At 72.6% G+C, this 26,938-nt stretch carries 22 protein-coding genes; 8 read left to right on the forward strand and 14 right to left on the reverse strand.

All coding sequences use genetic code 11. The features are described from left to right. The 10 genes from ACZ6ZQ_RS35165 to ACZ6ZQ_RS35210 all read right to left on the reverse strand — a co-directional run. Positions 1-689 (reverse strand): beta-ketoacyl synthase N-terminal-like domain-containing protein (locus ACZ6ZQ_RS35165; protein ID WP_469772583.1); only part of this gene is annotated, 689 nt, incomplete at its 3' end. A 4-nt stretch (positions 690-693) separates the two neighbouring features. After that, a complete protein-coding gene (locus ACZ6ZQ_RS35170) occupies positions 694-1,518 on the reverse strand; it encodes a 4'-phosphopantetheinyl transferase family protein (RefSeq protein ID WP_469772584.1) in 825 nt (274 codons plus the stop codon). Beyond that, entirely contained in the window at positions 1,515-4,718 is a 3,204-nt protein-coding gene (locus ACZ6ZQ_RS35175; RefSeq protein WP_469772585.1) for a S41 family peptidase, read from the reverse strand. The genes ACZ6ZQ_RS35170 and ACZ6ZQ_RS35175 overlap by 4 nt, the downstream gene beginning before the upstream one ends. After that, on the reverse strand, positions 4,715-5,299 hold the full coding sequence (locus tag ACZ6ZQ_RS35180) for a GNAT family N-acetyltransferase (RefSeq protein ID WP_469772586.1): 585 nt from the start codon (positions 5,297-5,299) through the stop codon (positions 4,715-4,717). Before ACZ6ZQ_RS35180 ends, ACZ6ZQ_RS35175 begins: the two co-directional genes overlap by 4 nt. Then, a complete protein-coding gene (locus ACZ6ZQ_RS35185) occupies positions 5,287-5,736 on the reverse strand; it encodes a hypothetical protein (RefSeq protein ID WP_469772587.1) in 450 nt (149 codons plus the stop codon). Before ACZ6ZQ_RS35185 ends, ACZ6ZQ_RS35180 begins: the two co-directional genes overlap by 13 nt. Continuing rightward, positions 5,729-6,205 carry a GNAT family N-acetyltransferase gene (locus ACZ6ZQ_RS35190; RefSeq protein WP_469772588.1) on the reverse strand — a complete coding sequence of 159 codons (477 nt, stop codon included), beginning with the start codon at positions 6,203-6,205 and terminating at the stop codon, positions 5,729-5,731. The genes ACZ6ZQ_RS35185 and ACZ6ZQ_RS35190 overlap by 8 nt, the downstream gene beginning before the upstream one ends. Beyond that, positions 6,187-6,708, reverse strand: a complete 522-nt coding sequence (locus tag ACZ6ZQ_RS35195; RefSeq protein WP_469772589.1) for a GNAT family N-acetyltransferase — start codon at positions 6,706-6,708, stop codon at positions 6,187-6,189. Before ACZ6ZQ_RS35195 ends, ACZ6ZQ_RS35190 begins: the two co-directional genes overlap by 19 nt. After that, positions 6,705-7,841 carry an acyl-CoA dehydrogenase family protein gene (locus tag ACZ6ZQ_RS35200; RefSeq protein ID WP_469772590.1) on the reverse strand — a complete coding sequence of 379 codons (1,137 nt, stop codon included), beginning with the start codon at positions 7,839-7,841 and terminating at the stop codon, positions 6,705-6,707. Before ACZ6ZQ_RS35200 ends, ACZ6ZQ_RS35195 begins: the two co-directional genes overlap by 4 nt. After that, positions 7,838-8,431 carry an acyl-CoA dehydrogenase family protein gene (locus tag ACZ6ZQ_RS35205; protein ID WP_469772591.1) on the reverse strand — a complete coding sequence of 198 codons (594 nt, stop codon included), beginning with the start codon at positions 8,429-8,431 and terminating at the stop codon, positions 7,838-7,840. The genes ACZ6ZQ_RS35200 and ACZ6ZQ_RS35205 overlap by 4 nt, the downstream gene beginning before the upstream one ends. A gap of 30 nt (positions 8,432-8,461) precedes the next feature. After that, a complete protein-coding gene (locus ACZ6ZQ_RS35210) occupies positions 8,462-8,728 on the reverse strand; it encodes an acyl carrier protein (protein ID WP_469772592.1) in 267 nt (88 codons plus the stop codon). Between the two features lie 447 nt (positions 8,729-9,175). Here ACZ6ZQ_RS35210 and ACZ6ZQ_RS35215 point away from each other — a divergent pair, with 447 nt between their 5' ends. Beyond that, positions 9,176-11,041: a condensation domain-containing protein gene (locus ACZ6ZQ_RS35215; RefSeq protein WP_469772593.1), complete on the forward strand. Its 1,866-nt coding sequence runs from the start codon at positions 9,176-9,178 to the stop codon at positions 11,039-11,041. Positions 11,042-11,064: 23 nt separating this feature from the next. Here ACZ6ZQ_RS35215 and ACZ6ZQ_RS35220 read toward each other — a convergent pair whose 3' ends face one another. Continuing rightward, complete coding sequence (locus ACZ6ZQ_RS35220; RefSeq protein ID WP_469772594.1) at positions 11,065-12,093, reverse strand: hypothetical protein; 1,029 nt, start codon at positions 12,091-12,093, stop codon at positions 11,065-11,067. Positions 12,094-12,394: 301 nt separating this feature from the next. Between ACZ6ZQ_RS35220 and ACZ6ZQ_RS35225 the strand changes: the two genes are divergently transcribed. The 7 genes from ACZ6ZQ_RS35225 to ACZ6ZQ_RS35255 all read left to right on the forward strand — a co-directional run bounded on the left by ACZ6ZQ_RS35225 (position 12,395) and on the right by ACZ6ZQ_RS35255 (position 23,780). After that, positions 12,395-12,664: a phosphopantetheine-binding protein gene (locus ACZ6ZQ_RS35225; protein WP_469772595.1), complete on the forward strand. Its 270-nt coding sequence runs from the start codon at positions 12,395-12,397 to the stop codon at positions 12,662-12,664. Beyond that, complete coding sequence (locus ACZ6ZQ_RS35230; RefSeq protein ID WP_469772596.1) at positions 12,657-14,264, forward strand: acyl-CoA ligase (AMP-forming), exosortase A system-associated; 1,608 nt, start codon at positions 12,657-12,659, stop codon at positions 14,262-14,264. The genes ACZ6ZQ_RS35225 and ACZ6ZQ_RS35230 overlap by 8 nt, the downstream gene beginning before the upstream one ends. Further along, positions 14,261-15,484, forward strand: coding sequence for a pyridoxal-dependent decarboxylase, exosortase A system-associated (locus tag ACZ6ZQ_RS35235; RefSeq protein WP_469772597.1), 1,224 nt, complete (start codon positions 14,261-14,263; stop codon positions 15,482-15,484). Before ACZ6ZQ_RS35230 ends, ACZ6ZQ_RS35235 begins: the two co-directional genes overlap by 4 nt. Before the next feature lie 58 nt (positions 15,485-15,542). Next, complete coding sequence (locus ACZ6ZQ_RS35240) at positions 15,543-18,176, forward strand: AfsR/SARP family transcriptional regulator (protein ID WP_469772598.1); 2,634 nt, start codon at positions 15,543-15,545, stop codon at positions 18,174-18,176. 155 nt (positions 18,177-18,331) lie between these two features. Beyond that, positions 18,332-19,162: an ABC transporter ATP-binding protein gene (locus ACZ6ZQ_RS35245; protein ID WP_469772599.1), complete on the forward strand. Its 831-nt coding sequence runs from the start codon at positions 18,332-18,334 to the stop codon at positions 19,160-19,162. Further along, positions 19,155-19,907: an ABC transporter permease gene (locus tag ACZ6ZQ_RS35250; protein ID WP_469772600.1), complete on the forward strand. Its 753-nt coding sequence runs from the start codon at positions 19,155-19,157 to the stop codon at positions 19,905-19,907. Before ACZ6ZQ_RS35245 ends, ACZ6ZQ_RS35250 begins: the two co-directional genes overlap by 8 nt. A 48-nt stretch (positions 19,908-19,955) precedes the next feature. Beyond that, the gene (locus tag ACZ6ZQ_RS35255; protein WP_469772601.1) at positions 19,956-23,780 is read left to right on the forward strand and encodes an SDR family NAD(P)-dependent oxidoreductase; all 3,825 of its coding nucleotides are present in this window, start codon (positions 19,956-19,958) and stop codon (positions 23,778-23,780) included. Positions 23,781-23,949: 169 nt separating this feature from the next. Here ACZ6ZQ_RS35255 and ACZ6ZQ_RS35260 read toward each other — a convergent pair whose 3' ends face one another. From ACZ6ZQ_RS35260 to ACZ6ZQ_RS35270, 3 genes are read right to left on the reverse strand one after another with little or no spacing between them, the layout of a single operon-like run. After that, positions 23,950-24,714: a thioesterase II family protein gene (locus tag ACZ6ZQ_RS35260; protein ID WP_469772602.1), complete on the reverse strand. Its 765-nt coding sequence runs from the start codon at positions 24,712-24,714 to the stop codon at positions 23,950-23,952. Beyond that, a complete protein-coding gene (locus ACZ6ZQ_RS35265) occupies positions 24,711-25,787 on the reverse strand; it encodes an HAD-IIIC family phosphatase (RefSeq protein ID WP_469772603.1) in 1,077 nt (358 codons plus the stop codon). Before ACZ6ZQ_RS35265 ends, ACZ6ZQ_RS35260 begins: the two co-directional genes overlap by 4 nt. Next, positions 25,784-26,935 carry an acyl-CoA dehydrogenase family protein gene (locus ACZ6ZQ_RS35270; RefSeq protein ID WP_469772604.1) on the reverse strand — a complete coding sequence of 384 codons (1,152 nt, stop codon included), beginning with the start codon at positions 26,933-26,935 and terminating at the stop codon, positions 25,784-25,786. Before ACZ6ZQ_RS35270 ends, ACZ6ZQ_RS35265 begins: the two co-directional genes overlap by 4 nt. Between the last annotated feature and the right edge of the window lie 3 nt (positions 26,936-26,938).

A 26,938-nucleotide genomic window follows, 5' to 3' on the forward strand; every position in this document is an offset into this window, starting at 1 on the left:
GCCAAGGAGCACTCACCCTGCCGCAGCGCCTGCACCGCCATATGCAAGGCCACCAGCGACGACGAGCACGCCGTGTCCACGGTCACCGCCGGGCCCTCCAGACCCAGGACATAGGAGACACGGCCCGAGGCGACGCTGCCCGCACTGCCGTTGAGCATCAGACCCTCGAAACCCTCCGGCGCGCTCACGCCCAGCCGGGTGCCGTAGTCGTGGTACATCACACCGGCGAACACACCCGTACGGGACCCGCGCAGTGACCGCGGATCGAGCCCCGCGCGCTCGACCGCCTCCCAGGACACCTCCAGCAGCAGCCGCTGCTGCGGATCCATCGCGGCCGCCTCACGCGGCGAGACCCCGAAGAACCCCGCATCGAACAGCGCCGCGTCATGGAGGAATCCACCCTCCCGGGCATAACTCGTCCCCACATGGTCCGGGTCAGGATGGTAAAGACCCTCCACGTCCCAGCCACGGTCCACCGGGAACCCCGACACCACGTCCCGGCCCCCCGCCACCAGATCCCACAACCCCTCCGGCGACACCACCCCACCCGGATAACGACACCCCACCCCCACAATCGCAATCGGCTCGCGGGAGGCGCTGGCGAGCTGCCGGTTCTCCTTACGCAGGCGCTCCGTTTCCTTCAGGGAGGTGCGGAGCGCCTCGATCACCTTGGGGTCGTTTCCAGACATGGTGTCAATCCTCTGCGGTGAAGCCGGAGGCCGCGGCCTCCGGTAGTTCGTAGGTGCGCACCCGGGTCACCGGAGCGCTCGACGCGAGCGCTGCGGCGTGGCCTTCCGGAGCCGGCAGGTCGTACAGGTGGACAGGGGCGTCCGGCCAGCCGGTCACCGGTCCTGCGGACACCAGTGGGCCGCTCACGTCGAGGTGGCGGGGGCTGGCGCGCAGTCCGAGGCCGGTGAGCTTCATCGCCGCCTCCTTCCGTGTCCACGCGGTCAGGAACCAGCGGGTCCGGTTGGGGGCCGGCAGCGTCGCGAAGTGTGTCTGCTCGGCCGTCGCCAGTGTCGTCCTGGCGAGGCCGTCGACGTCCCTGAGGGAGGTGCGGCTCTCGATGTCGACGCCGACGACTCCGTGTCCGGTCACGGCGATGAGCAGGTGCTCCTCGGTATGCGATACGGAGTAGTCGACCGGGGCCGGGGGGTCGTGCGCGAAGCGTGGCCGGCCGTGCGGAGTGGGGGTCGCGGCTCCGCAGTGGACGCAGTCGCGCGTGACCACGACGTCGCCCGGCGGCAGTCCGAGGTAGCGGGCGCCGACGAGGCGCTGGGCCGCGCGGGAGGTCAGGAAGACGTCGCGTGCGGGACCGCTGGCGAAGCGGTCGGCGGATGCGCGTTCCTCCTGGTCCAGGAGGGTCAGCCAGTCGGGGCGCTCTCGTACGGGTACGTACCAGAGGTGGCACTCGCCGGGCGCGGGTATCCCCGGCCCGGCGACCCCGTGCCCCGGTACCGGACTCCGCGGCGCGGCCCGCGGCGCCGGGGCCTCACCCGCGTCCAGTTCCCCCGTCACGACCGCAGCCCGCCCGTCCCCCCGTCCAGCATCCACAGCAAGTGACGTACTCCTGCGGCCAATTGGGGGTCCTCTTCGGTGGTCGCGCTCTGGGGCGGGTAGATGACTTCGATGTCCGGGGTGACGCCGTGGTTCTCCAGGCGGTCGCCCACCTCGTGGAAGTAGTAGCGGAATTCGGGCTGGGTGGTGATGGTGCCGTCGACCAGGGGGTGGCGTGGCCAGGTGGCGATGACGCCGCCCCAGGTGCGGTTCCCGATGAGCGGGCCGAGGCCGCGGGCGCGGAAGAGGTGGCTGAAGATCTCGCCGTCGGAGCCGGTCTGTTCGTTGACGAGGACGACGGTGGAGCCGCTCGGGGATTCGGCCGGGTAGGGTGCGCCGCCGGTCCAGCGACCGTGTTCGACGCCGGACCTACGGCGGGCGAGGCGGTCGAGGATCAGGGGGGAGACATGGCCGCCGGTGTTGAACCGGACGTCGACCACGAGGCCCTCGCTGTCGAGGTCGGCGATGAAGGCGCGGATGAACTCCGCGTATCCGGTGCTGTACATCTCGGGCACGTGGATGTAGCCCAGCCGGCCCTGGGAGGCGGTGCGGACGTAGGCGCGGTTGCGTTCGGCCCAGTCGCGGTAGCGGGCGCGGCCTTCGTCAGCGATGGCGCGGACGACGACCCGGCGGGGTGGTTCCGCGGACCGGAGCAGGGTGAGTTCGACTTCGGCGCCGGCCTGTCCGACGAGGTGTTCGCCGGGGCCGGCCGGGCCGACGGGGAGGCCGTTGACGGCGGTGACGAGGTCTCCTGGGCGGATGTCGAGGCCGGGGCGTCCGCAGGGTGAGGTAGCGTCGCGGTGCCAGGGGTCCCCGCGCAGGATGCGGCGGATGCGCCAGCCGGGGACGGTGTCCTGAGCGGGGTCGGTGTCGTCGTCCCAGTCGACGCCGAGGAAGCCCTGGGCGTGGTCTTCGGGGCGGAGGTAGTCACCGCCCTTCTCGTAGGCGTGCGAGGTGGCGAGTTCGCCCTGCATCTCCCAGAGGAGGTCGGAGAGTTCGGCGCGGGTGGCGACGCGGTCGACGAGGGGCAGGTAGCGGTCGTGGACGGCCTGCCAGTCGACGCCGTCCATGCCGGCGTTCCAGAAATTCTCGCGCTGGAGGCGCCAGGTCTCGCGGAACATCTGGTGCCATTCGGCGGCGGGGGTGAGGGCGATCTTGATCCGGTCGAGGTCGATCCATCCGCTGCGGCGGCCGGGTGGCTCGTGGGGTGCGTCGTGTTCGACGGCGGTCTCCTGGGCGGTGGCCGCGTCGAGGACTCTGAGCCGGTTTCCGGAGCGGTACAGCAGGATCCCGTTGTCGGGGTCGGCAGCGAGTTCGTCCACGGGGCCGAGGTACTCCTCGGTGACCTCGCCGGTGGTGAGGTCGACGTGGGTGACGGTGCCGTCCGGGGTGGTCTCGGGGGCGTCGGCGTCCGGGGCGGCCACGGGTACGGAGAGCAGGAGGACCTTGTCGTACAGGCCGGTGATACCCGCGTAGCGGCCTTCGGGGACGGGCAGGGGGACGGCGCGGTGCTGGATTCCGTCGAGGTCGACGGTGACGTGTCCGGCGCGGGTGGACGGTTGTCCGGCCGGCTCGTGGCCGGGGACGAAGGCCGGGAGGTCGTCGGCGCGGAGCGGGACCAGGTAGGGGCGGGCACCGAAGGGGAAGCCGACGTCGAACTTGACCTGGTCGTACTCGGGCCGCAGGTCGCGCTGGCCGATGAAGTACAGGTAGCGGCCGCCCGGATCGAAGGCGGGCATGCAGTCCCGGAGCACGGGCGTGGTGACGGGGTGGGTACGGCCGGTCGCGGCCTCGGCGATCCGGATCGCGGAGGTGCGCGGTGTGTCGGGGTAGGTGTAGGCGAGCCAGCGTCCGTCCGGGGACCAGGCGAGGTCTTCGATGCGTTCGTGTTCGCTGTTGTCGACCGGGCGGGCTTCGGGCGTCGGGGCGTCGGTGTCGACGATCCAGAGTTGCTGGCGGTTGGTGGCGAAGGCGACGAGGCCGCCGGTGGGGGCGGGGACGAGTTCGGTGATGAGGCCGACGCCGTGGATGGGGAGTTCGGTCTCCGGGCCGGTGGCGGGGCCGTCCGTGGTGCCGCCGGCCGCGAGGACGACGAGGCGTTCCTCGGGGCGTTCGTCGGCGGCGACCGCGACGAGGCGATGCCCGTCGGCGAGCCAGGCGGCGTGGCGGTAGCGGACTCCGTCGGGGGCGCCGCAGGGGTAGGCGGGGCCGTTCCAGTGGGCGAGGGTGACGACCTTGCCGCGGGCGACGAGGGCCGTGCGGGAGCCGTCCGGGCTGAGGCGGGCGCTTTCCAGGAAGTCGGCGGCGGCGACGAACCGTCGGGCGTGCTGCGTGCCCGAGGGGGTCAGCCGGACGTCGATCGGCTCGTGCCGGCCGGTGGTGGGGTCCAGCAGGTGGAGGGAGCCTCCGGCGTGGTAGACGAGCCGTCGTCCGTCGGTGGAGAGGTTGCGAGCGTAGTAGTCCCGGTGGTCGGTGTGCCGGGTCAGACCGGTGCCGTCGGCGGCACAGGAGTAGACATTGCCGACGCCCTCGTGGTCGCTGATGAAGTGGACGCGGTCGCCGACCCAGCAGGGTGAGCCGAGGTTGCCGGGGAGTTCGACGAGCTCGTGGAACTTTCCGCTGCCGGTGGGGTCGATCCAGAGTTCGCCGGCGGCGCCGCCCCGGTAGCGCTTCCAGCGGGCCGGTTCGGCGTTGGCACGACCGAGTACGGTGCCGCCGTCGGGTGCGAAGGCGGCGGCGTTGGCGGGGCCGTGGTCGAGCAGGCGCGGGCGGCCGCCGGTGGCGGGGACGGCGAAGAGGCGGAAGCCGAAGCCGGGCGGCTGCTCGGCGGTGCTGGCGTAGACGATCTCCCCGGTGTGCGGATGCCAGCCGACGACGGCGCAGCGGGCCGCGGCCTGGTAGGTGAGGCGGCGGGCGGGGCCGCCGGTGAGCGGCATGACGTACACCTCGGCGGGCCCGTCGTTCGCGCCGATGAAAGCGACGTGGCGGCCGTCGGCCGAGAGTCGGGGGTGGCTCGCTTCGCACACGCCGGCGGTGAGCCGGGCGGCGGGGCCCGCGGGGGCCGTCATCCGCCACAGCTCGTCCTCGTAGCAGAAGACGAGGGTGTCACCGTGGAGGGCGGGGTGGCGCAGGTAGCCGCCGGGGGTGAGGGCTCCGGTCACGAGGCCGGCTGGGTCATCGTCCGGATCCGGTCGGCCAGTTGCCGTCTGCGTTCCTCGGCCTGGCGGAGGTGAGCGCGGACGTCGTCCTCGGTCTCCGACCAGTAGCAGGAGGCGCGCCACTCCCCCACGGTGTACGAGTCGTACCGGGTGCGAACCTGGCGCTGGGCGGCGAGTCCCTCGGCGCTGTGCATCATCGTGTTGTGTTCGAGGACCTGGTTGATGGTGACCTGCATGTTGAGTTCCAGCCGGATGTAGGTGTGCGCTGCGGTGACCGCGGCCGCGCCGTACAGACCGCGGTACCGGGGCAGGATGCCGAAGGAGATCTCGCAGACCTGGGCCCGCCAGTCGATGGAGGTGATCCAGGCGAAGCCGACGACCTGTTCGCGGGGGCCGCAGAGGGTGTAGATCTGCTTGGTGCGGTGTTCCTCGGCGATGCAGTGGCGCTGGTTGGCTTCGAGGGCATCGTCGCCGGTGACCACGGCGAAGTCGGTCAGGTTGGCCTGGAAGCGGGATTCGCGGAGGAGTTCGCTGCGGAGCGGGATGTCCGCCTCCGTGAAGTGCCTGATCGTCACGGACGACATGCGACCTCCACGCTCGCGAAGTACACCAGGACGTCCCGGTACCGGCCGGACTGGAAGCAGTGGTCGTTCAGGGTTCCCACCTGGGTGAAGCCGCATTCTTCGAACGCGGGCAGCGTCGGGTTCCCGACGGGCAGCAGGGCGACGTAAGTCGTGACCCGCTGGTAGGTGTCGAGGAACGTGAGGAAGGCGCGGAGCGGCTCGGGGGCGGCCGAGGTGGCGGCGACGTACGCCTGCCGGGGCTGTTCGTGGTTGGTGAGGCAGCCGACGAGTGCGTCGCCGACCCGGAAGAGCTGTGCGCCGGTCCGGGTCAGTTCCTTGGCGAGGAGGGTGTCGTTCTGGGTGACCGGGTCGGTGCCGAGGAAGCCGCGGGCCGGGTCTCCTGCGGCGCGCAGGGCCGCCACGGCTTCGGCGACCGGGACGGGTCGGATGTCAGTCATGGCGGGTCGCTCCCCAGATCTGCCGTTCGGCGGGGCGGCCGTCCAGCCAGGTGGCGCTGGGCACGACGGCTTCCCTGCGGAAGCCGGCGCCGGTCAGCACGTCGGTCGGGGGCTGGGTCACGGGGGTGACCCAGCCGTGCAGGCGTCGCAGGCCCAGGACGCCGAAGCCGTGGTCCACGGCCGCCTTGAGCAGGGGTGCGGCCGCGTCGGCGGCGTCCGGGCGCAATCCGATCTCCAGGCGTGCCCGCCGGTGCACCCAGTCGATGTCGTGGTAGCGGACGAAGCCGGTGTCCGGGACCACGCAGAGTTCCTCGGAGTCGTCCCCGGGCGGGGGCACCGTGGTGGGGTCGGCGAGGGCCGGCCAGTCCGCGAGTGGGATGCCGAGCAGTTCGCCCGGCAGCCAGGTTCCGGTGAGCAGCGGCCGGTGGCTGCTCCGGTATCCCCTGAACTTCATGATGTCGGCGCCCATATCCGTGAGAAGAAGCAGGTTCCGTACCGGCGGCCGTCGTGGAGCGTGACGTGGGTGAGGACGCCCTCGTCGGTGAGGCCGGCCGAGCGTGCGAAAGCCAGCCCGCGTTCGTCGTACTCGCCGATCCACAGGGAGAGGCGGACGAGTTCGTGCCGCCAGCGGACGGCTCGTACCACCTCTTCGAAGGCGGACTGCCACCAGGAGAGCGGTGCGGACGAGGTGAGCCGGAGGTGGAGCAGGAGCTGTGCCAAGTGTTCGCTGCCCAAGGGCTCCAGGGCCCACAGTCCGACGGGCACGCCGTCGGCCAGGAGGACGCGGGTGTCCTCATCGGTGAGGGCCAGGACCTCCGCTTCGGAGCGGGTGTCGGGCTGGGCGGTGCGGAAGTGGAAGTCCGGTTCGGTGAAGAACGCGAGGACCGCGTCGTGGTCGGCCTCGGTGAGGGGCCGGGCCGTCCAGGCCGGCGGTGCGGCCGTCTCCTCGGTCGGGATGGTGGCCGGTGTCATGGCCTGTTCCTTCCTGCGGGGTCCGGGGTGGAAGCGATGTGGAGCCGCAGGATGTTGCTGGTGCCGTCCATGAACTCGAAGGCGTGGACGTCGCGGCTCCACTTCTCCAGCAAGGGGTGCTCCAGGAGGGATCCGGGACCGAGCCGGGCGGCGGCCCAGTGGGTGAGGTGGACGGCCAGGTCGGTGGCGTGGAGTTTGGCCACGGAGGGGGAGCGCCGGTCGTCGGGGGCATGGTCGACGGCGTCGGCGGCCGCGTAGAGGAGCGCGCGGGCGGCGTCGAGGCGGGCGGTGACGACGGTGTCCGTGGTGCCGGGCCGGTGTTCGCGGACGTAGTCGTGGGCGGCGTGGGCGACGCCGAGGGCGAGTGCGCCGATCTGGACGCGCATGGCGTTGAAGGCGCGGCTCGCTCCCCACAGTCCGCGTCGGGAGGCCCGCAGGTGGCTGCCGAGGAGGTGTTCGGCGGGGACGGGCACCGCGTCGAAGGCGAGTTCGCTGATGCGGGCCCCGCGCAGGCCGGTCATGTCGAGGACCTGGCCGGTGAGGCCGGGTGACGGGCGGCGTACGACGGCGGCGCGGATGGACAGCGGTGAGGGGCCGGTGCGGGCGAAGACGACGCCGATGCCGCCGCGGGTGCCGTTGCTGATGTAGCGCTTGGCACCGTGGAGGAGGTGTCCGCCGTCGGCGTCCTTGTCGAGGCGGCTGGTGAGCGCGATGGCGTCGCTGCCGCGTTCCTCCTCGGTCATCGCGAAGAAGGTCCAGGTGCGGCCGTCGGAGATGGCGTCGTAGAACAGCTCCTGCTGTGCTTCGCTGCCGAGGGCGTCGACGACGATCCCGGCCAGGGCGGGGCCGGGGTTGGCCACCAGCATGCCTGCGTCGCCGCGGGCCAGTTCGACGGTGGCGACGACGCGTTCCAGGCAGGTCGCGGTCGCGTCGTGGCCGAGGTAGGGGACGGGTTCGCCGCGGAAGCGGGCAGGGGTGGTGGCGTTGCGGACAAGGGCGAGTGCCGCGGAGTCCACGTGGGGGGCCATGTCGGCGGGGTCGGTGTCGACGGCCAGGGCGCGGGCGCGCAGGTCCGTGGACGCCTCGCGGCAGAGTGCGCGCAGCTTCTGCAGCCTCGGGGTCAGTTCGGTCATCGGGTCCCCTCCCGGAGGGTCCAGCAGTTGGCGACCAGCCGGGAGACGTAGGCGGTGGTCGCCGGGCCTCCGAGGACGTAGCCGCTGGCGCCGAGGAGTTTCGCCGCTTCCCAGTCGAGTGTGGTGAGCCGGTCCTGGACATCGGCGAGGTCGGCGGGGTCGTCCCCAGGGGCCGCGAGCCGGTGGCGGAGCACCTGGGTCTCGGTGGCCAGGTCGGCGAGGGTGCCCTGGACCAGTTGCCTGCCGAGGGTCGGTTCGCCGCCGACGGTGCGGCTGCCGAGGTGTCGTACGGCGTGTTCGGTGAGGCGGCGGGTGGTGCCGAGCCGTACGGCGGCGAGGAACCGGCCGAACCGCAAGGTGCGCGCGGTGTCGACGGGGCCGTCGCCCGGGTGCCGGACGAAGGAGATGCCCTCGCCGGCCGCGATGGTGTGGGGAACGGGCGTGGCGCCCGCGGGCACCTGCGACGAGGGGAGGGCGGCGACCGGCCCCGGCGGTGTGGTGATGTCCGCCTCCCGCAGCGCCAGTTCCAGGCCGGCGGCCAGTCCCTCGGCGTGGGCGGTGCGCTCGCAGGCGTCGATCATTTCCCCCATCGCGTCCTTCCTCACTGACGACGGAAACTCTTATGCGCCGTTTTCCGGCTGCGGAATCCGATTGCTGACGTATTCGACGAACGCATCGACAGACTGGAAGACTTCGGGTTCCAGGGAGTCCGGGTCGACCTCGACCCCCAGCGTGTCCTCCAGGGCCGTCAGCAATTCGATGAAGCGCATCGAATTCAGATCGAAGTCTTCGAGCAGTCTCGTATCCGAGGAGAGTTCCGGAATCTCCTGGTCGAGAACTGCGGAGAGCGTGATGCGAACGTGCTCGACAATCTCATGGCGTTCCATGAGCCCACCCTTTTCACCTTGACGAGAGACGGCGGCATGACGTCGCTCGTGCCTGCGGCACCAGCTCGACGTCATGCCGCCGGTCATTGGCCAGCCACTTAGGCGGCCTTGACAGCAGCCTTGACAGCGGCCTTGCCCGCGGCCTTGACCGCAGCCTTGACAGCGACCTTGCCCGCGGCCTTGACCGCGACCTTGCCAGCAGCCTTCACCATGTCGAACACCCCCTCCCCGTCATTGCGAAGAAAAGCCGTGACCAGGCAGGCCCCGACTTCCGACGCACCGAGACTCGCCGATATCGAAAACGGGTGTCAAGGCTCGTTCCCGGGTGCCGGCGTCCCGCCCGGTGTCAGCTTCCGACCGTCCACAATCTGCCACCGGAGGCCGTTGCCGGGCTATTGCCGCGAGCGAAATCATCGACCTTTGCCGAATGACGATCGGGAGGATCGGGTGTCTGCTGTGAAAAGTGCCGGCCTCAGCCTGGGGCAGCGGTACGCCTGGCTGAGCCACCACCAGTCGGCGCCGGAGGCCCGGCAGGACACCCATGTCGTCCTCGGGCACGACATCCCTCCGGGGCTCCCGCCGGCGACCCTGCGGGCCGCCCTCAACTACCTGGTGCGCCGGCACGAGGTGCTGCGCACCACGTACGACTCCGGTGTTGCGCCCTGGCCGCAGCAGCGCGTGCACCCTCCCGGCCCCCTGCCGCTGCGCGTGGTCACGACGGAGCGCGACGGCACGCCCGCTCCGGCGGAGGTGGTCAAGGAGCTCGCCGCGGCGGACTTCGACCTCGCCCGCGACTGGCCGATCCGCGCCTGTGCGGTGACGACGGCGGGTGTGGTGAAGCGGCTCGTCCTGGTCCTCCATCACATCGCCGTCGACAACTGGAGCATCGACGCACTCACCGCCGAGTTCGAGGCCCTGCTGGCGGCGGCGCTCGCCCGCCGCCAGGCGCGGCTCGCCCCCGTCGCCGTCCAGCCGGCCGACCTTGCCCGGCTGGAGGACGGCGTGCCGTCCGCCGTACGGGAGGCCGCGCTGGGCCACTGGGCGGGGCGGCTGGCCGAGCTGCCCGCCGACCCGTTCGCGTTGCGGCGCGTCCCGGCGGCGGACGGCCCGTATGAGGCCCACGCCGCCTCGCTGACCTCGCCGGGGCTGCTCTCCGTCGTCCATGAGCTCGCTGCACGGCTGGGGGTGTGGCCGTCGGCGGTCCACCTGGCCGCCTACGCGGTGACCATGGCCGCGTACACGGGCCTGGACCGCGTCGGGCACCGGTGGTTCGCCAGCCACCGCGAGACCAGCCCGGCGATGTCTGTGATGGCCTGCATGTTCTCGCCCGCGATCGTGCTGGTGGACCTGGGCGACGACCCGGTCTTCTCCGAGGTGGTCCGACGGGTCGCGGAGCGCGCCGGGGAGACGACGGCGTACGCCGGAGCCCCGTACGACGAGATCGTCGAGCTCACCGCCCGGGAGGGGTTCCGCCGGGGGCAGCGGATACGGCTCGGTTCGGACCTCAACTTCCTGAGCTACGCGCCCCGTTCCTGCGGAACACGGCGGGACCGCTTCGCCTGGACCACGGACCACGCGGCCTGGGCACGGTCGGGGTCCGACACGTACTTCCGCGTGTACGAGTGGCAGGACGGCGTCACGCTCGCGCTGCGGTCCATGGCCGAGGTGATGGACTCCGCCGCCGTCGAGCGGTTCCTCCGCGGCTACGCCGAACTCCTGCGGCACCACCAGGATCCGGCGGCGGACCTGCGCGCCGGCGAGGCTGCGCGGCTGCTCGGCTTCCCGCCCCCGCCCGTGCGCCGCACGGTGCGGACCGGCCCCGACCGGGTGGACCCGGACGCTGTGGAGGCGCTGCTCGCCGCGGACGGCCGGGTGCGCTCGGCCCGGCTGCGGCTGGAGGACGGGGTGCTGGTCGCGGACGTCGAGGCCGCGGACGCGGTCACGCCCGCGGCGCTGCGGGCGCACGTCCTCGGGGCGGTGGACGACGACCCGGTGGTGCGCTGTCCGGCGCTGTTCCGCATCACGCTCCCGGACGGGCGGACCTCGGCCGGCGACGGACTCGCCACCGGGGAGACAGCCGGGGAGACGGACAGCGAGGCGGAGCGCGCTCTGTTCGCGGCCGTGGCGCGGGTGAACGGGCTCGACGGGGCCGATCCGGCCCAGTGCTACACGACCGCCGGCGGGCGCGCCCTGCGGGCCCCCCGGGTGGTCGAGGAGCTGCACGCCGCGGGGTGGCAGGGGCTCACGGCGGGCCGGCTCGCCGGTGCCCGCCCCCTGCGGGCACTGGCGAAGCTGATGAGCCGGAGCGGATGAGCCGGAGCGGACGAGCCGGGGGCTCAGGCGGTCCGCGCTCCCTCGATGGTGAACCGGTGGGCCGCTTGGACCCCCGCCTGGAAGCGGCTCACCGAGTCGAGGTCGCGCAGCATCGCGGCGATGTGACGACGGCAGGTGCGCACCGACATGCCGAGGCGGCGCGCCACGACGTCGTCGGTGTATCCCTGGGCCATCAGCCGGGCGATGGACTGGTGGAGGTCGTCGACGACATCGCTGTATCCGGGCTCGATCGCCTCGAACTGCGATGCGCCTTCCCACAGTTGGTCGAAGAGGTCCACGAGGAATCGGACCACGCCGTCGTCGCGGACCCGGCGGGCGGTCGGCGGCACGGCGCCGTCCTCCGAAAGGTCCAGAACCACCGCCATCGACCGGTCGAACACCACGCCGGCCTGCGGCACCTGGCTGATCGTGCGGATCTGCGCGCCGCCTTCGACCAGTCGTCTGGCCTTCGCCCGCGTCGCGAAGGAAGCCCGGTTCCGGTGCGGACAGATGACTCGGACCGAGATCTCCCGGTTGAGCACGCTGTAACAGGCTTCCAACAGTTCGTCGACGGTCTCCTCGTCGCCGTGGCTCCCCCGCAGGACCACGACCTCCTCCCGGCACACATCCGCGGCGAGCTTCAGCAGTCCCCGGATCTGGGCGGGCCCCTCGACCCGCGCGATGGCGCCGACCGGCTCCCCGCTCCGGCCCGGGGCCCGGGTCACGGCCGCGATGCTGTCGCGCAGCCGGTCGAGGCGCTCGCGGTGCTCGTAGATGGCCCGCTCGATCGGCGAGACGAGCTGACTGGCCGCGTACTCGGCGTCCACCGGCACCAGCCGGCTGCCGCCCGTGCCGTCGGTCCGGAGCAACCGCAGCTCCATCAGCCGGGTCACCGCCGTGAAGACCTCGTGCAGCGGCAGACCGAGCGCGGTCGCTGCCCCCTCCAATGACGAGATTTCGCCGCTTTGAGCCGCGTAGCAGTAGACGGCAGTGGCGGGATCGCCGATGGCCGGATTACTCGCCGACACCGGCGTGGCTTCGCTGACTGTCAACTCTTTCCCCCCGTTCGGTGATCGCTGGTACCTGACCAGGACCCGGTATAGAGTGCTCAGGCCGGGGGGACATCGATCGTCAACCCCCGCCCTGGTCCTCCAGGTTGACAGGAGGGGTCATCACACCGCTATCGGCGGACGATCAACGCGGGAACGCCTCCCGCGAGCGGTGATAGTCAGCCAGCAGCAGCGCGAGAGAGCACCGTGGTGAAGTCGGTTCAGCGGCGGAAAACCGTCGCTGAACCAGGACAAGCAATCCGACGCCCGAGCGATCACCGGGGGTCGGGCGGGGGTGAACATCGTGACCGAACTTGCCATACCTGAGTCCTTCCAGGACGTCCTTCTTCCTCACCTGCCCTACGCCGAGAGCCGGGCGCTCTCCGCCACCGACGAACTCCCGGCCCTCGGCCTGGACTCGATGGGCGTGGTCCAGCTCCTCACCGACCTCGAGGAGACCTACGGCCTCGAACTGCCGGACGAGTTCCTCACGGAGCAGACCTTCGAGACCGTGGGGTCGCTGTGGTCGACGGTGGTGCAGCTCGTCACGCCGCGCCAGGCCGGCGATGAGTAGTCCCCTCGGCACCGACCTGCCCTGGGCTCCCTCCGCGATCCGTCTCGACCAGCTACTCTCGGGCGGCCGCGCCAACCGGCCGGCCGTGACCTTCAAGTCGGAGACGATCACCTACGGCGAACTGGCGCTCGGTGTCGCGGCAGCCGCCGAGGGGCTGCGCGCACTGGGGATCCGGCGCGGGGACCGGGTGGCCGTCTACATGGAGAAGCGCGTCGAGACGGTCGTCGCGCTCCTCGCGGTGTCCCGGGCCGGCGCGGTCCTCGTACCGGTCAACCCGCTCTTCAAGGCGCGTCATCTCAGGCACGTGGTCGCCGATTGCGCGGCCCGCGCGGTGATCACCACCACCGAGCGGCTTGCCACCGTCAACAGCGCCCTCGGCGAGGCCAGTTCGGTCGAGCACGTGGTGCTCGCCAACGCTCCGAAGGACGCCGAGGAGGTCTCCGGGGACGGCCGGCGCACCGTGCCGTGGCACCGGCTATGCGCGGCGCGGGCCAGGGCGGAGGCAGGGGCGACGGCGGAGGAGCCGCCGGTCACCGACCGCGACGTCGCGGCGATCTTCTACACCTCCGGCAGCACGGGCGGCCCGAAGGGTGTCGTGCTCTCGCACCGCAACCTGATCGCGGGGGCCGAGAGCGTGGCCGGGTACCTCGGTCACACCGCCGACGACGTGGTGCTGTCGGTCCTGCCGCTCAGCTTCGACGCGGGGTTCAGCCAGCTCACCACGAGCCTCGTCGCGGGCGCCCACCTGGTGCTGGTCAACTACCTGGTGCCGGGCGAGGTCGTGCGGCTGTGCGCACGGCACCGGGTCACGGCGCTCACCTGCGTGCCCCCGCTGTGGATGCAGCTGGCGGCGCAGACGTGGCCGGAGGAGGCCACCGCCCGCCTGCGGTACTTCGCCAACACGGGCGGACGGATGCCGCGGAGCACCCTCGGCACCCTGCGCGGGCTGTTCCCGCAGGCCGCCCCGTACCTGATGTACGGCCTGACGGAGGCGTTCCGGTCCACCTACCTGGCGCCGCAGGAGGTGGACCGCCGGCCGGACTCGATCGGCAAGGCCGTCCCGAACGCGGAGGTGCTCGTGGTCCGGCCCGACGGGTCGGAGTGCGGGCCGGGCGAGACGGGCGAACTTGTGCACCGGGGGCCGCTGGTGGCGCTCGGCTACTGGAACGCGCCCGAGCGCACGGCGGAGCGTTTCCGTCCCGTGCCGGGCGGTCCCGCCGCGCTGCCGCCGGAGCCGGCCGTCTGGTCGGGCGACCTGGTGCGCCGGGACGAGGAGGGCTTCCTGTACTTCGTCGGCCGGGGGGACGACATGATCAAGACGTCCGGGTACCGGGTCAGTCCCGCCGAGGTGGAGGAGGCCGTCTACGCCACCGGGCTGGCCGATCAGGCGGTGGCGCTCGGGATCGAGGACGAGCAGTTGGGCCACCACATCGTGCTGGCCGTCGCCGGCGGGTGCGATCCGGAGGTGCTGCGCAAGGCGCTGGCCCAGGAGCTGCCGCCGTACATGCTGCCGCGCCGGACGGTCGTGCTGCCGTCCCTCCCGCTGTCGCCCAACGGCAAGTTCGACCGGGTCGCGCTGCGCCGGGAGGTGGAACGATGAAGTGGACTAGTCCCGCGCTCTTCGGACGGGCCGACGGACAGCTGGCGGTGGGCGGCGTCCCGGTGGGCCGGCTGGCGGCCCGGGTCGGCGCCACGCCGTTCTTCGCGTACGACCGGGCTCTCGTCACCGAGCGGGTCGCTGACGTCCGGGCCGCGCTGCCGGAGGGGATCAGCCTCAGCTACGCCGTGAAGGCCAATCCGATGCCGGCCCTGCTGCACCACATGAGCGGGCTGGTGGACTCCTTCGACGTGGCGTCCGCGGGCGAGATGCGGCACGCCCTCGACACGGTCATGCAGGCGTCCCGGGTGAGCTTCGCCGGGCCCGGCAAGACGGACGACGAGCTGACGCGGGCGGTCGCCGCCGGTGTCACCATCGAACTGGAGTCCGTCAACGAGCTCCGGCGGGTGCGGCGGGCGGGCGGGGAGCTCTCACTGCGGCCCCGGGTCGCGCTCCGGGTCAATCCGCCCTTCGCCTTCCGGGGCTCCGGGATGCGCCTGGGCGGCGGCCCCCAGCAGTTCGGGATCGACGCGGAGAACGTTCCCGCCGTTCTCGCCGAACTCTCGGGTGACGACCTGGACTTCCAGGGCTTCCACGTCTTCGCCGGTTCCCAGAACCTGCGCGCCGACAGCATCGTCGAGGCCCAGCGCAGCACCGTCGAGCTGATGATCCGGCTGGCCGACGCCTCGCCGGTGCCGGTCTCGTACCTCAACCTCGGTGGCGGCTTCGGTATCCCGTACTCGTCCCGGGACCAGCCGCTGGACCTCGGGCCCGTCGGCGAGAACCTCGCGGAGCTGAGGGACGAGCTCATCCGCCCCCGCTTCCCGGACGCCCGGGTGGTCATCGAACTCGGCCGCTACCTGGTGGGTGAGGCGGGCGTGTACGTGACGCGGGTCGTCGACCGCAAGGAGTCCCGCGGCAAGACGTTCCTCGTCGTCGATGGCGGACTGCACCACCAGCTGGCGGCCTCCGGTAACTTCGGCCAGGTCATCCGCCGCAACTACCCGATCGCAGCAGCGGGTCGCCCGGACGCTCCGGCGGACGAGACGGTCAGCGTCGTCGGCTGTCTGTGCACGCCGCTCGATCTCCTGGGGGACGGGGTCACGCTGCCCCGGCTGGAGATCGGCGACCTCGTCGCGGTGTTCCAGGCCGGGGCCTACGGGCTCACAGCCAGCCCGACGGCGTTCCTCGGCCACCCCGCCCCGGCCGAGATTCTCGTATGAGCCACCTGCCTCGTGCAGCGATCACGGCCTCAGCAGGCTGTCGAATGGAGGGGTCGCGTTGGCCAGCCACGCGAGTGAATCGGCAAGGAGACCCGATGCGCCGGAGAGCGCACCGCGCTTCCGGATCCTCGGGTCCCTGGAGGTGAGCGGCGCCCAGCCGGTCCAGATCACGGCACCACGGCAGCGGATCGTGCTGGCCACGCTCCTGCTCCACGCCAACCATCTGGTGCCGCTGGAGAAGCTCATCAACGCCGTCTGGGACGTGGCGCCGCCGACAACGGCGCGGGCCCAGGTGCAGACGGTCGTGGCGGCACTGCGCAGGTCGCTGTCGCAGGCCGGTCTGGGCGAGCGTATCCAGACGCGGGGGCGTGGATACGCGGTCGAGGTCGGCCCGGGCGAGCTCGACCTGCGGGTGTTCTCCGAGCGGGTGGCGCACGGCCGTGCCGCGGCCGCCGCCCAGTCGCCGGAGAAGGCCCGCGCCGCCTTTCGGGAGGCCCTGGCGCTGTGGCAGGGGGACCCGCTGCACGGGGTGGACTCCGCCCTGGTCCGGGCGGCCGTGGTGCGCGTCGCGGAGCAGCGCATCGAGGCGCTGGAGGAGTGCATCGACGTCGAGCTGCAGCTCGGCCGCCACCACGAGGTGGTCGGCGAGGCGAAGGCCCTGGTCGCCGAACACCCTCTGCGCGAGCGGCTCGCCCGACAACTGATCACGGCCCTGTACCGGTCCGGCCGGCAGGCCGAGGCGCTCGCCGCCTACCGCCATGTACGGCGGGTCTTCATCGACGAGCTGGGGCTGGAACCCAGCACGTCACTGCGGCAGTTGGAGCACGCGATCCTCACCGGGTCGGCGGAGTCGGAGATGTCGGCACCCGCGGTGGCGCCGGCACCGAGCCGGGTGGCCATGCCGGTACCGCGCATGCTGCCGCCGCGGCTGCCGCACTTCACCGGCCACGCCGGACTGCTCGATGCCCTGCGCGGGCGGCTCGGCGGCGGTGCGGCGGACCTGGGCGTAGGGGAGGACGTCCAGGTCGCCGTGATCACCGGGGGCCGCGGGGCGGGCAAGTCGGCGGTGGCCGTGCAGGCCGCCCACGACCTGGCGCCCGACTTCCCCGACGGGCAGCTGTACGCGGCCGTGTCCGACCGGGGCGACACCGTGTCGGAGATCTCGGCCGTGCTGGAGCTGCTGCTGCACGCGCTCGGGTTCTCGGACCGGTCCATCCCCGACGACCTCGACGGCCGGGCCGCGCTGTACCGCAGCGCCATCGCCGACCGGCGGGTGCTGGTCCTGGTCGAGAACGTCGCCGACGAGTCGCAGATGCGGTGGCTGCTGCCCAGCACACCCACCTGCCGGCTCATCCTCACCAGCCGGGCGCGGATCGCCGCCCTGCCCGGCTGCAGCGTCTTCGAACTCGGCGCGTTGACCGTCCGGGAGGGCGTTGAGCTGCTGTCGACGGTCATCGGCGGGCACCGGGTCGCCGCCGAGCCCAGCGAGGCGATGGAACTGGTCGAACTGTGCGGCGGGCTGCCGCTGGCCCTGTACATCGTCGCCGCCCGGCTGACCGCCCGCCCGCACTGGACACTCGCCCAGATCACCGCGAGGCTCCGGGACGAGGAGGGCCGGCTGGACGAGCTGACCCACCAGGGACTCGCGGTGCTGCCGGTCCTGCGGTCCTCGTACGCCGGCCTGACCGACCAGGGCAGGCGTCTGCTGACCCGGCTGACCCTGATCGGCACCGAGGACTTCGCGGCCTGGACGGCCGGCCCGCTGCTGGACGTCGATGCGGAGGACGCCGCAGACGTCCTGGAATCCCTCGTGGACGCGCGGCTGGTGGACGTGGTGAGCGGCTCCGGCGCCGCCGCCCGGTACCGGCTGCACGGCCTGGCCCGGGTCTACGCGCGAGGACTGGCCCTCCATACCGAGTCGGCCGGCGAGCACGCCGCGGCCCTGGAGCGTCTCTGCGGCGCGTGGCTCCATCTGACTGACGAGGCGCGGCGAAGACAGTGGGGCGAGGACGGGATCCCGCTCGGCGACGCGGCCCGCTGGCCGCTGCCCAGGCCGCTGGCCGACGCCGTCCTCACCGAACCGCACAGCTGGTACGAGCAGGAGCGGACCGGTCTGCTGGCTGCCGTTGGACACGAACTGCGGGCCGTCGCGCCGGAGTACAGCTGGAACCTGGCCCTGGCGGTGGCGGCGCTGAGCGGTGCCCGGTGCCGCTTCGACGACTGGCGCACGAGCCACAACGACGCCCTCAGGACGGTCCGGCAGGCGGAGGACCGGCTGGGCGAGGCGGTGCTCCTGTACTCCCTGGGCACGCTGGACCTTCGCGAGCGGAACGTCGACCAGGCACTGGTCCGGCTCAACCTCGCCCTGCGCGTCTTCGAGCAGCAGGGCCAGGCCGCGTGGTGCCGGCTCACCCAGCAGGCGATCGGCGAGGCCGGTCAGCGGTGGGACGCGTGCGAGGTGGGCGGGGCGACGCCGATCCGCCAGGGCGGGAGCCGTCCGGGAGACCTGCGGCAGCCGGCCCCGGTCCGGGCAGGCGCCGTGCGGCAGTCGCCGCTGGACGTCTCACGCGGCACACCGGACGTCGCGGCCGTACGGCACCTGGCGCCTCCGCAGCCGGCGCGGCTGCGTGGCACCACATCGCTGCGCATCCCGAGGCCCCGCTCGGTCTCGTCCCGCCAGGACCTCGACTGACCGTAGCAGGACCCTCACCGTCCGCGGCCCGAGACGTATCGAATGACGTCCGCATCGTGCCTCCGCAGTCCCAGGCCGAGGCCGCTGTCCGCATGCCAGATTGGCCGGGGGATCCATCCCGGCCGACGAGTTCTCACAGAATGAGGAGCAGGACGTTGCTGGAAGTCGTCGACCTTGCCAAGCGGTACGGCGAGGTGCAGGCCCTCGCGGGCTTCGATCTGCGGGTGGCCGCCGGAGAGATCGTCGGTCTGGTCGGCCACAATGGCGCCGGCAAGAGCACCTTCATCGAGATCGTGTCCAGCCTGGTGCGCCCCGATTCCGGGACCGTGCTCATCGACGGCAAGGAGCCGTCGAAGGCGCGCGCGCAGGTCGGGGTCTGCCCGCAGCACATCGCGCTCTATCCACCCGTCACCGTGCGGGAGCACCTGCGGCTGTTCGGCGGACTCGCGGGGCTGCGACGTGGCCTGCTGCGGTCGACGATCGACGACCTGGCCGCGGCTCTGCACCTGACCGGGTTCCTCGACCGGCCGGTCGGGGTGCTCTCGGGCGGTCAGCAGCGCCGTACCCAGGCGGCCGTCGCCCTCATCCACCGGCCGTCGCTGCTGCTGCTCGACGAGCCGACGGCGGGTGCCGACCCGGACACCCGTCAGGCGCTGCTCGACGTGGTGAAGCAGCGGGCGGCCGACGGCGCCGCCGTCATCTACACCACGCACTACCTGACCGAGCTCGGCGAGCTGCAGGCGTCGATCGCGGTGGCCAAGAAGGGCCGGATCATCGCTCGCGGCAGCAGCGCCGAACTGCTCGACGGCCTGCCGGGCCAGGTGCGCGTCTCCTTCGGAGACGAGGAGGTGCAGCTGTCCACCACCGATCCGAGCGGCGCCCTCGTGGAGCTGCTCAAGGGCACGGACCGGCCCGTCGAGTCCGTCGAAGTGCACAACCCGACCCTCGACGACCTCTACCGGTCCCTGGCGGTGAACGATGACTGACTCCCTGCGCCGTGTCGGCATACTGGTCCGGCACAACACCGTCCTCAGGCTCCGCGACCCGGGCCAGCTGATCAGCTACATCGCCCTGCCGATGGTGCTGATGCTGGTGTTCAAGCCGCTGTACGTGCGGGCGCTGGACGGCGGGACGCTCCAGGCGGTCACCGGCCCCCTGGTGATGTTCTCGGTGTTCGCCCTGGCGATCGTCGGCAACTCCATCCTGGTCGAACGGGAGTGGCGCACCTGGGACCAGATGCGGTCGAGCAGGGCGGGCCGCACCGAGCTGCTGCTGGGCAAGACGGTGCCGGTGCTGATCATCCTGATATTCCAGCAGCTGGTGCTGCTCGTCTACGGCTGCCTGATCATCGGGCTGCCGGTCCCCGCGCACTTCGGCTACCTGGCCCTGGCCGTCTCGGTCTGGGGCTTCACACTGCTGGCCATCGGTGCGGCACTGGCGACGGTCGTGCGCAGCCGCGGTGACCTGGGGCTGGTGTCCGACCTGGGGGCGATGGCGGTCAGTTCGATCGGCGGCGCCCTCGCTCCGGTGAGCCTGATGCCGGGGTGGGCCCAGGCCATCGCCCCGCTGTCGCCGGGTTACTGGGCCCTCGACATGATGCGCGCCGCGATCGAGGGCGACCTCGGCGGCACGCTGCGACCCGCCCTGGTGTGTCTGGCGATCGGCCTCGCCGCCGGGACGTTCGCAACCTATCGCCTGGCCCGTGGATGGGGCCGCAGCCACCTGCTGTGACGGCGGGCGGCTGCATCGACACGTTCGAGATGCGACCGGGAGGTCAGCGTGACGGAGAACACGTACGAATCGGCGGTGGCGCTCGTCGGCATGTCCGGGCGCTTTCCGGGTGCGGCCGATGTCGCCGGGCTGTGGCGGAACCTGCTCCGGGGGGTTCCGGGCCTGCGGGCCGTCACCGACGGGGAACTGGCCGAGGCGGGCGTCGCTCCGGGCACGCTCGCCGATCCGCGCTACGTGCGGGTCGGCGGCTCCGTGGACGGGCTGGACCTGTTCGACGCGTCGGTGTTCGGCCTCAATCCGCGCGAGGCGGAGACGATGGAGCCGCAGCACCGGCTGTTCCTGGAGTGCGCGTGGGAGGCTCTGGAAGGGGCAGGCTACTCCCCCATGGCCCCCGCCGCGCAGGTCGGCGTGTTCGCCGGCTGCGGGTTCCCCGACTACATGCTGAACAACGTGGCCCATCTGGCCACGGAGCCGGGCGGCGGGTTGCTGCTGGCCGTCGGCAACGAGCGCGACTCGCTCGCCTCGCTGGTCTCGTACAAGCTGGGGCTGCGCGGCCCCAGCATGACGGTGCAGACCTTCTGCTCCACCTCCCTGGTCTCCGTGCACCTCGCCGCCCAGAGCCTGTTGACGTACGAGTGCGACCTGGCACTCGCCGGCGGCGCGTTCCTGCCGCTGCCGCAGCCGTCCGGCTACCTGTACGAGCAGGGCGGGATCCTGTCCCCGGACGGGCGGGTACGCAGCTTCGACGCGTCGGCGAACGGCACCGTCATGGGGGCGGGCGTCGGCGTGGTGGCGCTGAAGCGGATGGCGGACGCCGTCGAGGACGGTGATGTGATCCACGCCGTGATCCTCGGGTCGGCAGTGAACAACGACGGCCGGGAGCGCGTCGGTTACACGGCGCCGGGGGTCGACGGCCAAGCGTCGGTGATCGAGACCGCCCTGGCCGTCGCCGGTGTCGAGCCGGGTTCCATCGGGTACGTCGAGTGCCACGCCACCGGCACCCAGCTCGGGGACTCCATCGAACTGGCCGCGATGAACCGGGTGTTCGACGCCGAACAGGACTCGCCCTGTGTGCTGGGGTCGCTCAAGCCGAGCCTCGGGCACCTGGACCGGGCCTCGGGCGTGGCCGGGCTGATGCGGGCCGCGCTCTGCCTGCGGGAGGGGGTCCTGCCCGCCATGCCGGGGTTCGAGGCGCCCAACCCGGCGCTCGCGGCGGCCGGGAAGCGATTCGCGGTGCTGACCGAGGACCAGCCCTGGCCGGAGGGCCCGACGCCGCGCCGGGCCGGGGTCAGCTCGTTCGGGCTCGGCGGCACCAACGCGCACGTGGTGCTCGAGGAGGCGCCGGTGCGCCCGGTCCGCCCGGCGAGGCCCGGACCACACCTGCTGGCCTTCTCCGCCGCGACGCCGGAGGCGCTCGACGCCCTGACCGAGCGGCTCGCCCGGCACCTGGCGGAGCACCGTGCCGAGGACCTCGCGGACGTGGCCTTCACGCTCCAGGTCTCCCGCGGTCACTTCGCGCTGCGCCGGGCGGTGGTCTGTGACGGGTACGAGGACGGCGTGGCGGCGCTGCGCGACCCCGGCCGGTGGATCGACGCCGAGACGAGCCGCCGGGCGCCCGGGGTGCGGCTGACGGCCGGGGACGGCGTTCCCGAGGTGTGGTGGGACGAGCTGTCCCGCGCCGTCGCGGCGCTGCTCCCCCGGCCCGAGGGCCACCCCCGGGTGGCCCCCGGGTGGCCCGAGGGCCACCCGGGGGCCGCGGCCGGCCGGGACGGCGCTCTGGCGGCGCTCGCGGAGGGGCTGGAGCGGCTCGGGGTGCCCGTCCTGGGCGCCGCGGACTCCACCGTCGCCGAGGCTGTCGAGGTCGTCGTGGCGCCCGGACCGGGTGGGGCCGCCGACTGGCTGCTGACCGTGCTGGCCCGGGTCTGGCAGGCGGGGGCCCCGGTCGACTGGGCGGCGCAGCACGGGGGCCGCGGCCGCAGGGTCGAGCTGCCGACGTACCCGTTCCAGCGGCGACGCTACTGGGTGAAGGGCGAGGCGCCCCGGCCGGTGGAGCGCGAGCCGGAGGGGCGGGTGGACGATCCGAGCCGGTGGACGTACGTGCCGGGCTGGCGTCGCCGCCCGGTGCCGGTGGAGGACCTGGACGGGCGGCTGCGGGCGGCCGGGCCGTGGCTGGTGCTGGCCGCCGAGGCGCGTGCCGAGGCGCTGGTGAACCGGCTGGTGCTCGCCGGTGCCGAGGTCGTCGCGGTGCGGCCCGGGGAGGCGTACGGGCAGGACGACAACGGCGACTTCACGGTGCGGCCCGCCGAGCCGGACGATCTGGCCGAGGTGCTGGCCGCCCAGTTCGTCGCGCCCCGCACGGTCGTGCACGGGTTCAGCCTGGCCTCTCCGGAGGGGGCGGGCGCGGCGCACTTCGACGCGGAGCTGGACCGGGGGTTCCGCTCGGCGCTCGCCCTTGCGCGCGCGTTCGCGGAGGACCCGCACGCCGCGTCGGCCGAGCTGACGCTGCTCACCTCCGGCGCCGTGGGCGTGGTCGGGGCGGACCTGACCCATCCGGAGCATGCCGCGCTCGCCGCGCTCGCGCCGAGCCTGGCGCAGGAGAATCCGCTGCTGGCGTGCCGGCACGTGGACGTCGACTCCGTGGCGGGCGAGGAGGATGCCGAGCAGGTGCTGGCCGCCGTGCTGGCGCCGCACGAGGGGCCGGTCGCGGTTCGCGGCGCGGAGCTGTGGCTGCGGAACTACGAGCCGTGCCCGCTGCCGGTGCCCGGTCCGGAGGCACCGCTGTTCCGGCCGCGGGACACGGTGCTCGTCACGGGCGGCCTGGGCGACGTCGGCCTGCTGCTGGCGCGGCGGCTGGCGAGCGCCTACGGCTGCCGTCTGGTCCTCACGGCCCGTACGGAGCTGCCGCCGCGCGACGAGTGGCGGGCGTACCTCGACGGCGCGGCGGAGGGCGACCGGACGGCCCGGCACATCCGGAGCGTGCTGGACCTGGAGGAGCGCGGTGCCGAGGTGCTGGCGCTGTCCGCCGACGTCGCCGACGAGGAGCGGATGCGCGAGGTGGTCCGGGCCGCGGTGGAGTCCTTCGGCGGGATCGACGCGGTGGTCCATGGGGCCGGCGTCCAGAACCCGGACTTCTTCGACCTGGCGCACCTGTCGGACCGTGCGGTGTGCGACGCCCACTTCCGGGCCAAGGTGCACGGCTTCCATGTGCTGCAGTCCGTGCTCGGCGAGCAGGCGGCCGGCCGACGGGTGACCCTGTCGTCGCTGGCCACCGTGCTCGGCGGCATCGCCCTCGGCCCGTACGCGGCCGCCAACGCCGCCCTGGATGCGTACGCGCGTGCGGCGCGGCTGGGCGGGGCGGGCCGCTGGACGACGGTGGACTGGGACACCTGGGCCGTATCGGAGGAGCGGGTCGAGGGGCACGGACCGGCCGTGCGCGCGTACGAGATGACTCCCGCCGAGGGCCTCGACGTGTTCGAGCGGATCCTCGGCCAGGCGGGTCGGGCGGCCCACGTGGTGGTGTCCACCGGGCCCGTGGAGCCGCGGCTGCGGCAGTGGGTCACCGGTGATCCGGCGGCGTCCGGGGAGGCGGAGGAGGCGGGTGAGCGTCATCCGCGTCCTGCGCTGGCGACTCCGTACGAGGAGCCGGAGGCCGGTCTCGAGGAGACCGTCGCGGGCATCTGGGCGGACACGCTGGGGCTGGAGCGGGTCGGCGCGCTCGACAACTTCTTCGAGCTGGGCGGTCATTCGCTGATCGCGATCCAGGTCGTCACCCGGATGCGTACGGCTCTGTCGGCGTCGATCCCGGTGACGGCGCTGGTGGACTGCCCGACGGTGCGGGAGATCGCGGCGCTGGCCGCCCGGTCCCGCGACTGACCCCGCGCGGAGGGGCTCCGCGTACACGAAGGTGCCCGCCGGCCAGGAGGCCGGCGGGCACCTTCGTCGTGTGGTGAGGGCCGTTCGATAGCGGAAGGAGAGCGGTCATGCGGTGGCCATCATTCCGCTGTCGCCGGGGCAGTGGCGCTGCCCCGGCGACGGGGGTGGGTCAGATCCAGGCGCTGAGGGCGTCGGCGAGGTGCCGGTGGGTCAGCTCCGGGCGCTCCAGCATCACGAAGTGCCCGCCGGTCAGGACGTGGGAGGTGAAGCCGCCCACGGTCTGGTCGCGCCAGCCCCGCATGGCGGCAGGGTCGGCCCTGGGGTCGTGGGTGCCGGCGAGCGTGGTGACCGGGAGGTCCAGCGGCGGCTCCTCCCGGTGCCGGTACGTCTCCTTGACGGAGAAGTCGGCCCGGAAGGGCGGGAGGATCATCTGCAGGACCGCCGGGTCCGCCAGCAGCCACTCGGGCGTGCCGCCCAGCCGGCGCAGGAGGCCGACCACCTCGTCGTCGGTCATCCCGGCGACGGGCGGGTCGCCGTGCTCGTCCGGGAGCTGGGGGGCGGGGCAGCCGGAGACGAAGAAGTGCTCAGGCATCGGTCCGCCGCGGCGGCGGATCTCGCGCAGCAGCTCGAAGCCGACCAGGCCGCCGAGGCTGTGCCCGTACACGGCGTACGGGCCCAGCGCGGTGGCCAGGACGACGTCCGCCAGCTCGGCGACGAGGGGCTCCATGCGGTCGAACGGGGTCTCCCGCAGCCGGGTCTCCCGTCCGGGCGGCTGGAGGGGGCAGATGGCGACCCGGCCGAGCCGTCCGTTCCACGCCCGATAGGCCGACGCGGAGCCGCCCGCGTGCGGCAGGCAGAACAGCCGCAGCGGTCCGTCCGGGACGGTGAAGGGGAGCCAGCGGCTCACCAGGGAGGCGTCGGCGACGGTGGTCACCCGGTCACCTCCAGCGTGACGTAGCCCGGCGGCTCCTGGAGGGCGTCGAGGTCGGCGGCGAGGACGACGTGGCTGCCTTCGCGGGAGATCTCGCGGAATCCGCTGAACGCGTAGGTGATCTGCATCATCCGGTTGCGTCCGGTCTCCACGAAGTCGGCGCGGAGTCCGGCGCCCGCCTCGCTCGCCAGCCGCATGACGTGGTTGAGCAGCACCATGCCGACGCCCCGGGACATGACCCGGCACGACATGAGCAGCATGTTCAGGCGCCAGTCGGGGATGCCCTTCTCGACCAGCGCCAGCCCGATCTTGCCGTAGCTGCCGAACCGGTCGGTCAGGGAGGCGACCAGCAGCAGGTGGTCCGGGGAGTCGCGCAGCGCGTCCAGCTCGTCGTACGAGTAGGTCCGGCCGGTGGAGTTGAGCTGGTTGGTGCGGACCGTGAGCTCCTCGGCCCGCTGGAGGTCCTCGCGCTGGGCCGGGGCGATGGTGAAGGTCATGCCCAGGCTGGCGAGGAACTCGTCGTTGGTCCCGGTGAACTCCTGCTCCAGGTTCTCCCGGGCCAGCTGGCTCTGGTACATGCCCCGCCGCTGGGCCGACTCGTCGGTGACGAACCGGGGCGTGAACGCGACGCCGGTCAGCACCTCGTCGATGTCCAGCGCGTCGACGCAGGTGACCTCGGGCACCGCGAAGGCGACCTCGGCCCGCTCGAACTCCTGGTCGTCGACGAAGGCGAACGCGTCCAGGCCCAGGTTGAGCCGGGTCGCGATGTGCTTGATCGACTCGGACTTGGGGTTCCAGTTGATCTGCGGGCACAGGAACAGGTCGTTCAGGCTCAGTTCCCGCAGTTTCGCCATGGCCGCGTCGTGGTCGTTCTTGCTCGCGACGGAGTGCAGGACGCCCATGGCGTCCAGCCGCCGCAGGTGGGCGACGGCCGCCGGGCGCACGGTGACCTCGGCGTCCTCCAGCAGGACGCCGTCCCACAGGGTGTTGTCCAGGTCCCATACGACGCACTTGATCCGGCCCTGCGCCGGCTTGGCGGGCAGGGTGTCCACCCCGTCCCGGGTGGTCCCGGTCATCGTCCCCCCTCGCGGTGTGCCTCGGCGGCGATCGTGATCCGCTGGATCTCGTTGCTGCCCTCGATGATTTCCATGACCTTCGCGTCGCGGTAGTACCGCGCCACCGGGTAGTCGGGGCTGCATCCGTTGGCGCCGTGGACCTGCACCGCCTCGGATGCGTGCCGTACCGCGGCGGTGGACGCGAAGTACTTGGCGATCCAGGTCGCCATGAGCGTCGCCGAGTCGCCGGTGTCCTTCAGCCGGCCGGCCTCGGCGACCAGCAGTCGGGCTGCCCGCGCGTCGGTGACCATGTCGGACAGCTTCGCCTGGATCAGCGGGAGTTCTGAGATCGGGCTCCCGCCGACCGTGCGCCGGGCGGCGTAGGAGGCGGACGCGTCCAGGCACGCCTGGATGATGCCGACCGATCCCGCGGCGACGCTGTAGCGGCCCAGGTCGAGGGTGCCGGTGAGGACCATGCCGGCGGTGAAGCCGCTCGGTCCGAGGAGTGCGTCCGGGCCGAGCCGCACGTCGGTGAGGGCCACCTCGGCGAGCATGGAGGCGCGGGTGCCGAGCATGTCGTCGAGGGGACGGACAGTGACACCGTGGGTGTCCTTGGGCACCAGGAACGCGCCGATGCTGGTCTCGGTCCGGGCGAACACCAGGAAGAGGTCCGCCCGCTGCCCGTTCGTCGTCCACTTCTTGACGCCGTTGAGCACCCAGCCGTTCCCCTTGGGCACGGCCGTCGTGGTGATCCCGGCCGCGTCGCTGCCGGCCCCGGGCTCGGAGAGGCAGAAGGCTCCCAGCACGCTGCCGTTCGCCAGCGAGGGTCCCCAGCGTTCGCGCTGTTCGGCGGTGCCCCAGCGCTGGAGGGTCCAGGCGAGCATGGTGTGGACGGTGAGCAGGCTGCGCACGGAGGAACAGCCCCGCCCGACCTCCTCGTGGATCTCGCCGAGGGTCACCATGTCCAGCCCCGCGCCGCCCATCTCGGGGGAAAGGAAGGGCGCCCAGAGGCCGGCGGCGCCGATGCGCTCCAGGAGTTCCTCCGGGATCGCCCCCTGCCGGTCGTACGCGTCGGCGTGCGGCAGGACGTGCTCGTCCACGAAGGCGCGGGCGAAGGCCCGGTCCGGTACGACGGCGGCCTCGCGCCGCCTCTGCGTGTCGTTCGTCATGCG

Source organism: Streptomyces sp. NPDC053673, from assembly GCF_055585225.1.

Coding starts and splice junctions, on each gene's coding strand:
- ACZ6ZQ_RS35210 (WP_469772592.1), bottom strand. CDS start 8,728: ATGGAACGCCATGAGATTGTCGAGCACGTTCGCATCACGCTCTCCGCA.
- ACZ6ZQ_RS35270 (WP_469772604.1), bottom strand. CDS start 26,935: ATGACGAACGACACGCAGAGGCGGCGCGAGGCCGCCGTCGTACCGGAC.
- ACZ6ZQ_RS35235 (WP_469772597.1), top strand. CDS start 14,261: ATGAAGTGGACTAGTCCCGCGCTCTTCGGACGGGCCGACGGACAGCTG.
- ACZ6ZQ_RS35180 (WP_469772586.1), bottom strand. CDS start 5,299: ATGTCGTCCGTGACGATCAGGCACTTCACGGAGGCGGACATCCCGCTC.
- ACZ6ZQ_RS35250 (WP_469772600.1), top strand. CDS start 19,155: ATGACTGACTCCCTGCGCCGTGTCGGCATACTGGTCCGGCACAACACC.
- ACZ6ZQ_RS35230 (WP_469772596.1), top strand. CDS start 12,657: ATGAGTAGTCCCCTCGGCACCGACCTGCCCTGGGCTCCCTCCGCGATC.
- ACZ6ZQ_RS35190 (WP_469772588.1), bottom strand. CDS start 6,205: ATGGGCGCCGACATCATGAAGTTCAGGGGATACCGGAGCAGCCACCGG.
- ACZ6ZQ_RS35185 (WP_469772587.1), bottom strand. CDS start 5,736: ATGACTGACATCCGACCCGTCCCGGTCGCCGAAGCCGTGGCGGCCCTG.
- ACZ6ZQ_RS35195 (WP_469772589.1), bottom strand. CDS start 6,708: ATGACACCGGCCACCATCCCGACCGAGGAGACGGCCGCACCGCCGGCC.
- ACZ6ZQ_RS35265 (WP_469772603.1), bottom strand. CDS start 25,787: ATGACCGGGACCACCCGGGACGGGGTGGACACCCTGCCCGCCAAGCCG.
- ACZ6ZQ_RS35200 (WP_469772590.1), bottom strand. CDS start 7,841: ATGACCGAACTGACCCCGAGGCTGCAGAAGCTGCGCGCACTCTGCCGC.
- ACZ6ZQ_RS35205 (WP_469772591.1), bottom strand. CDS start 8,431: ATGGGGGAAATGATCGACGCCTGCGAGCGCACCGCCCACGCCGAGGGA.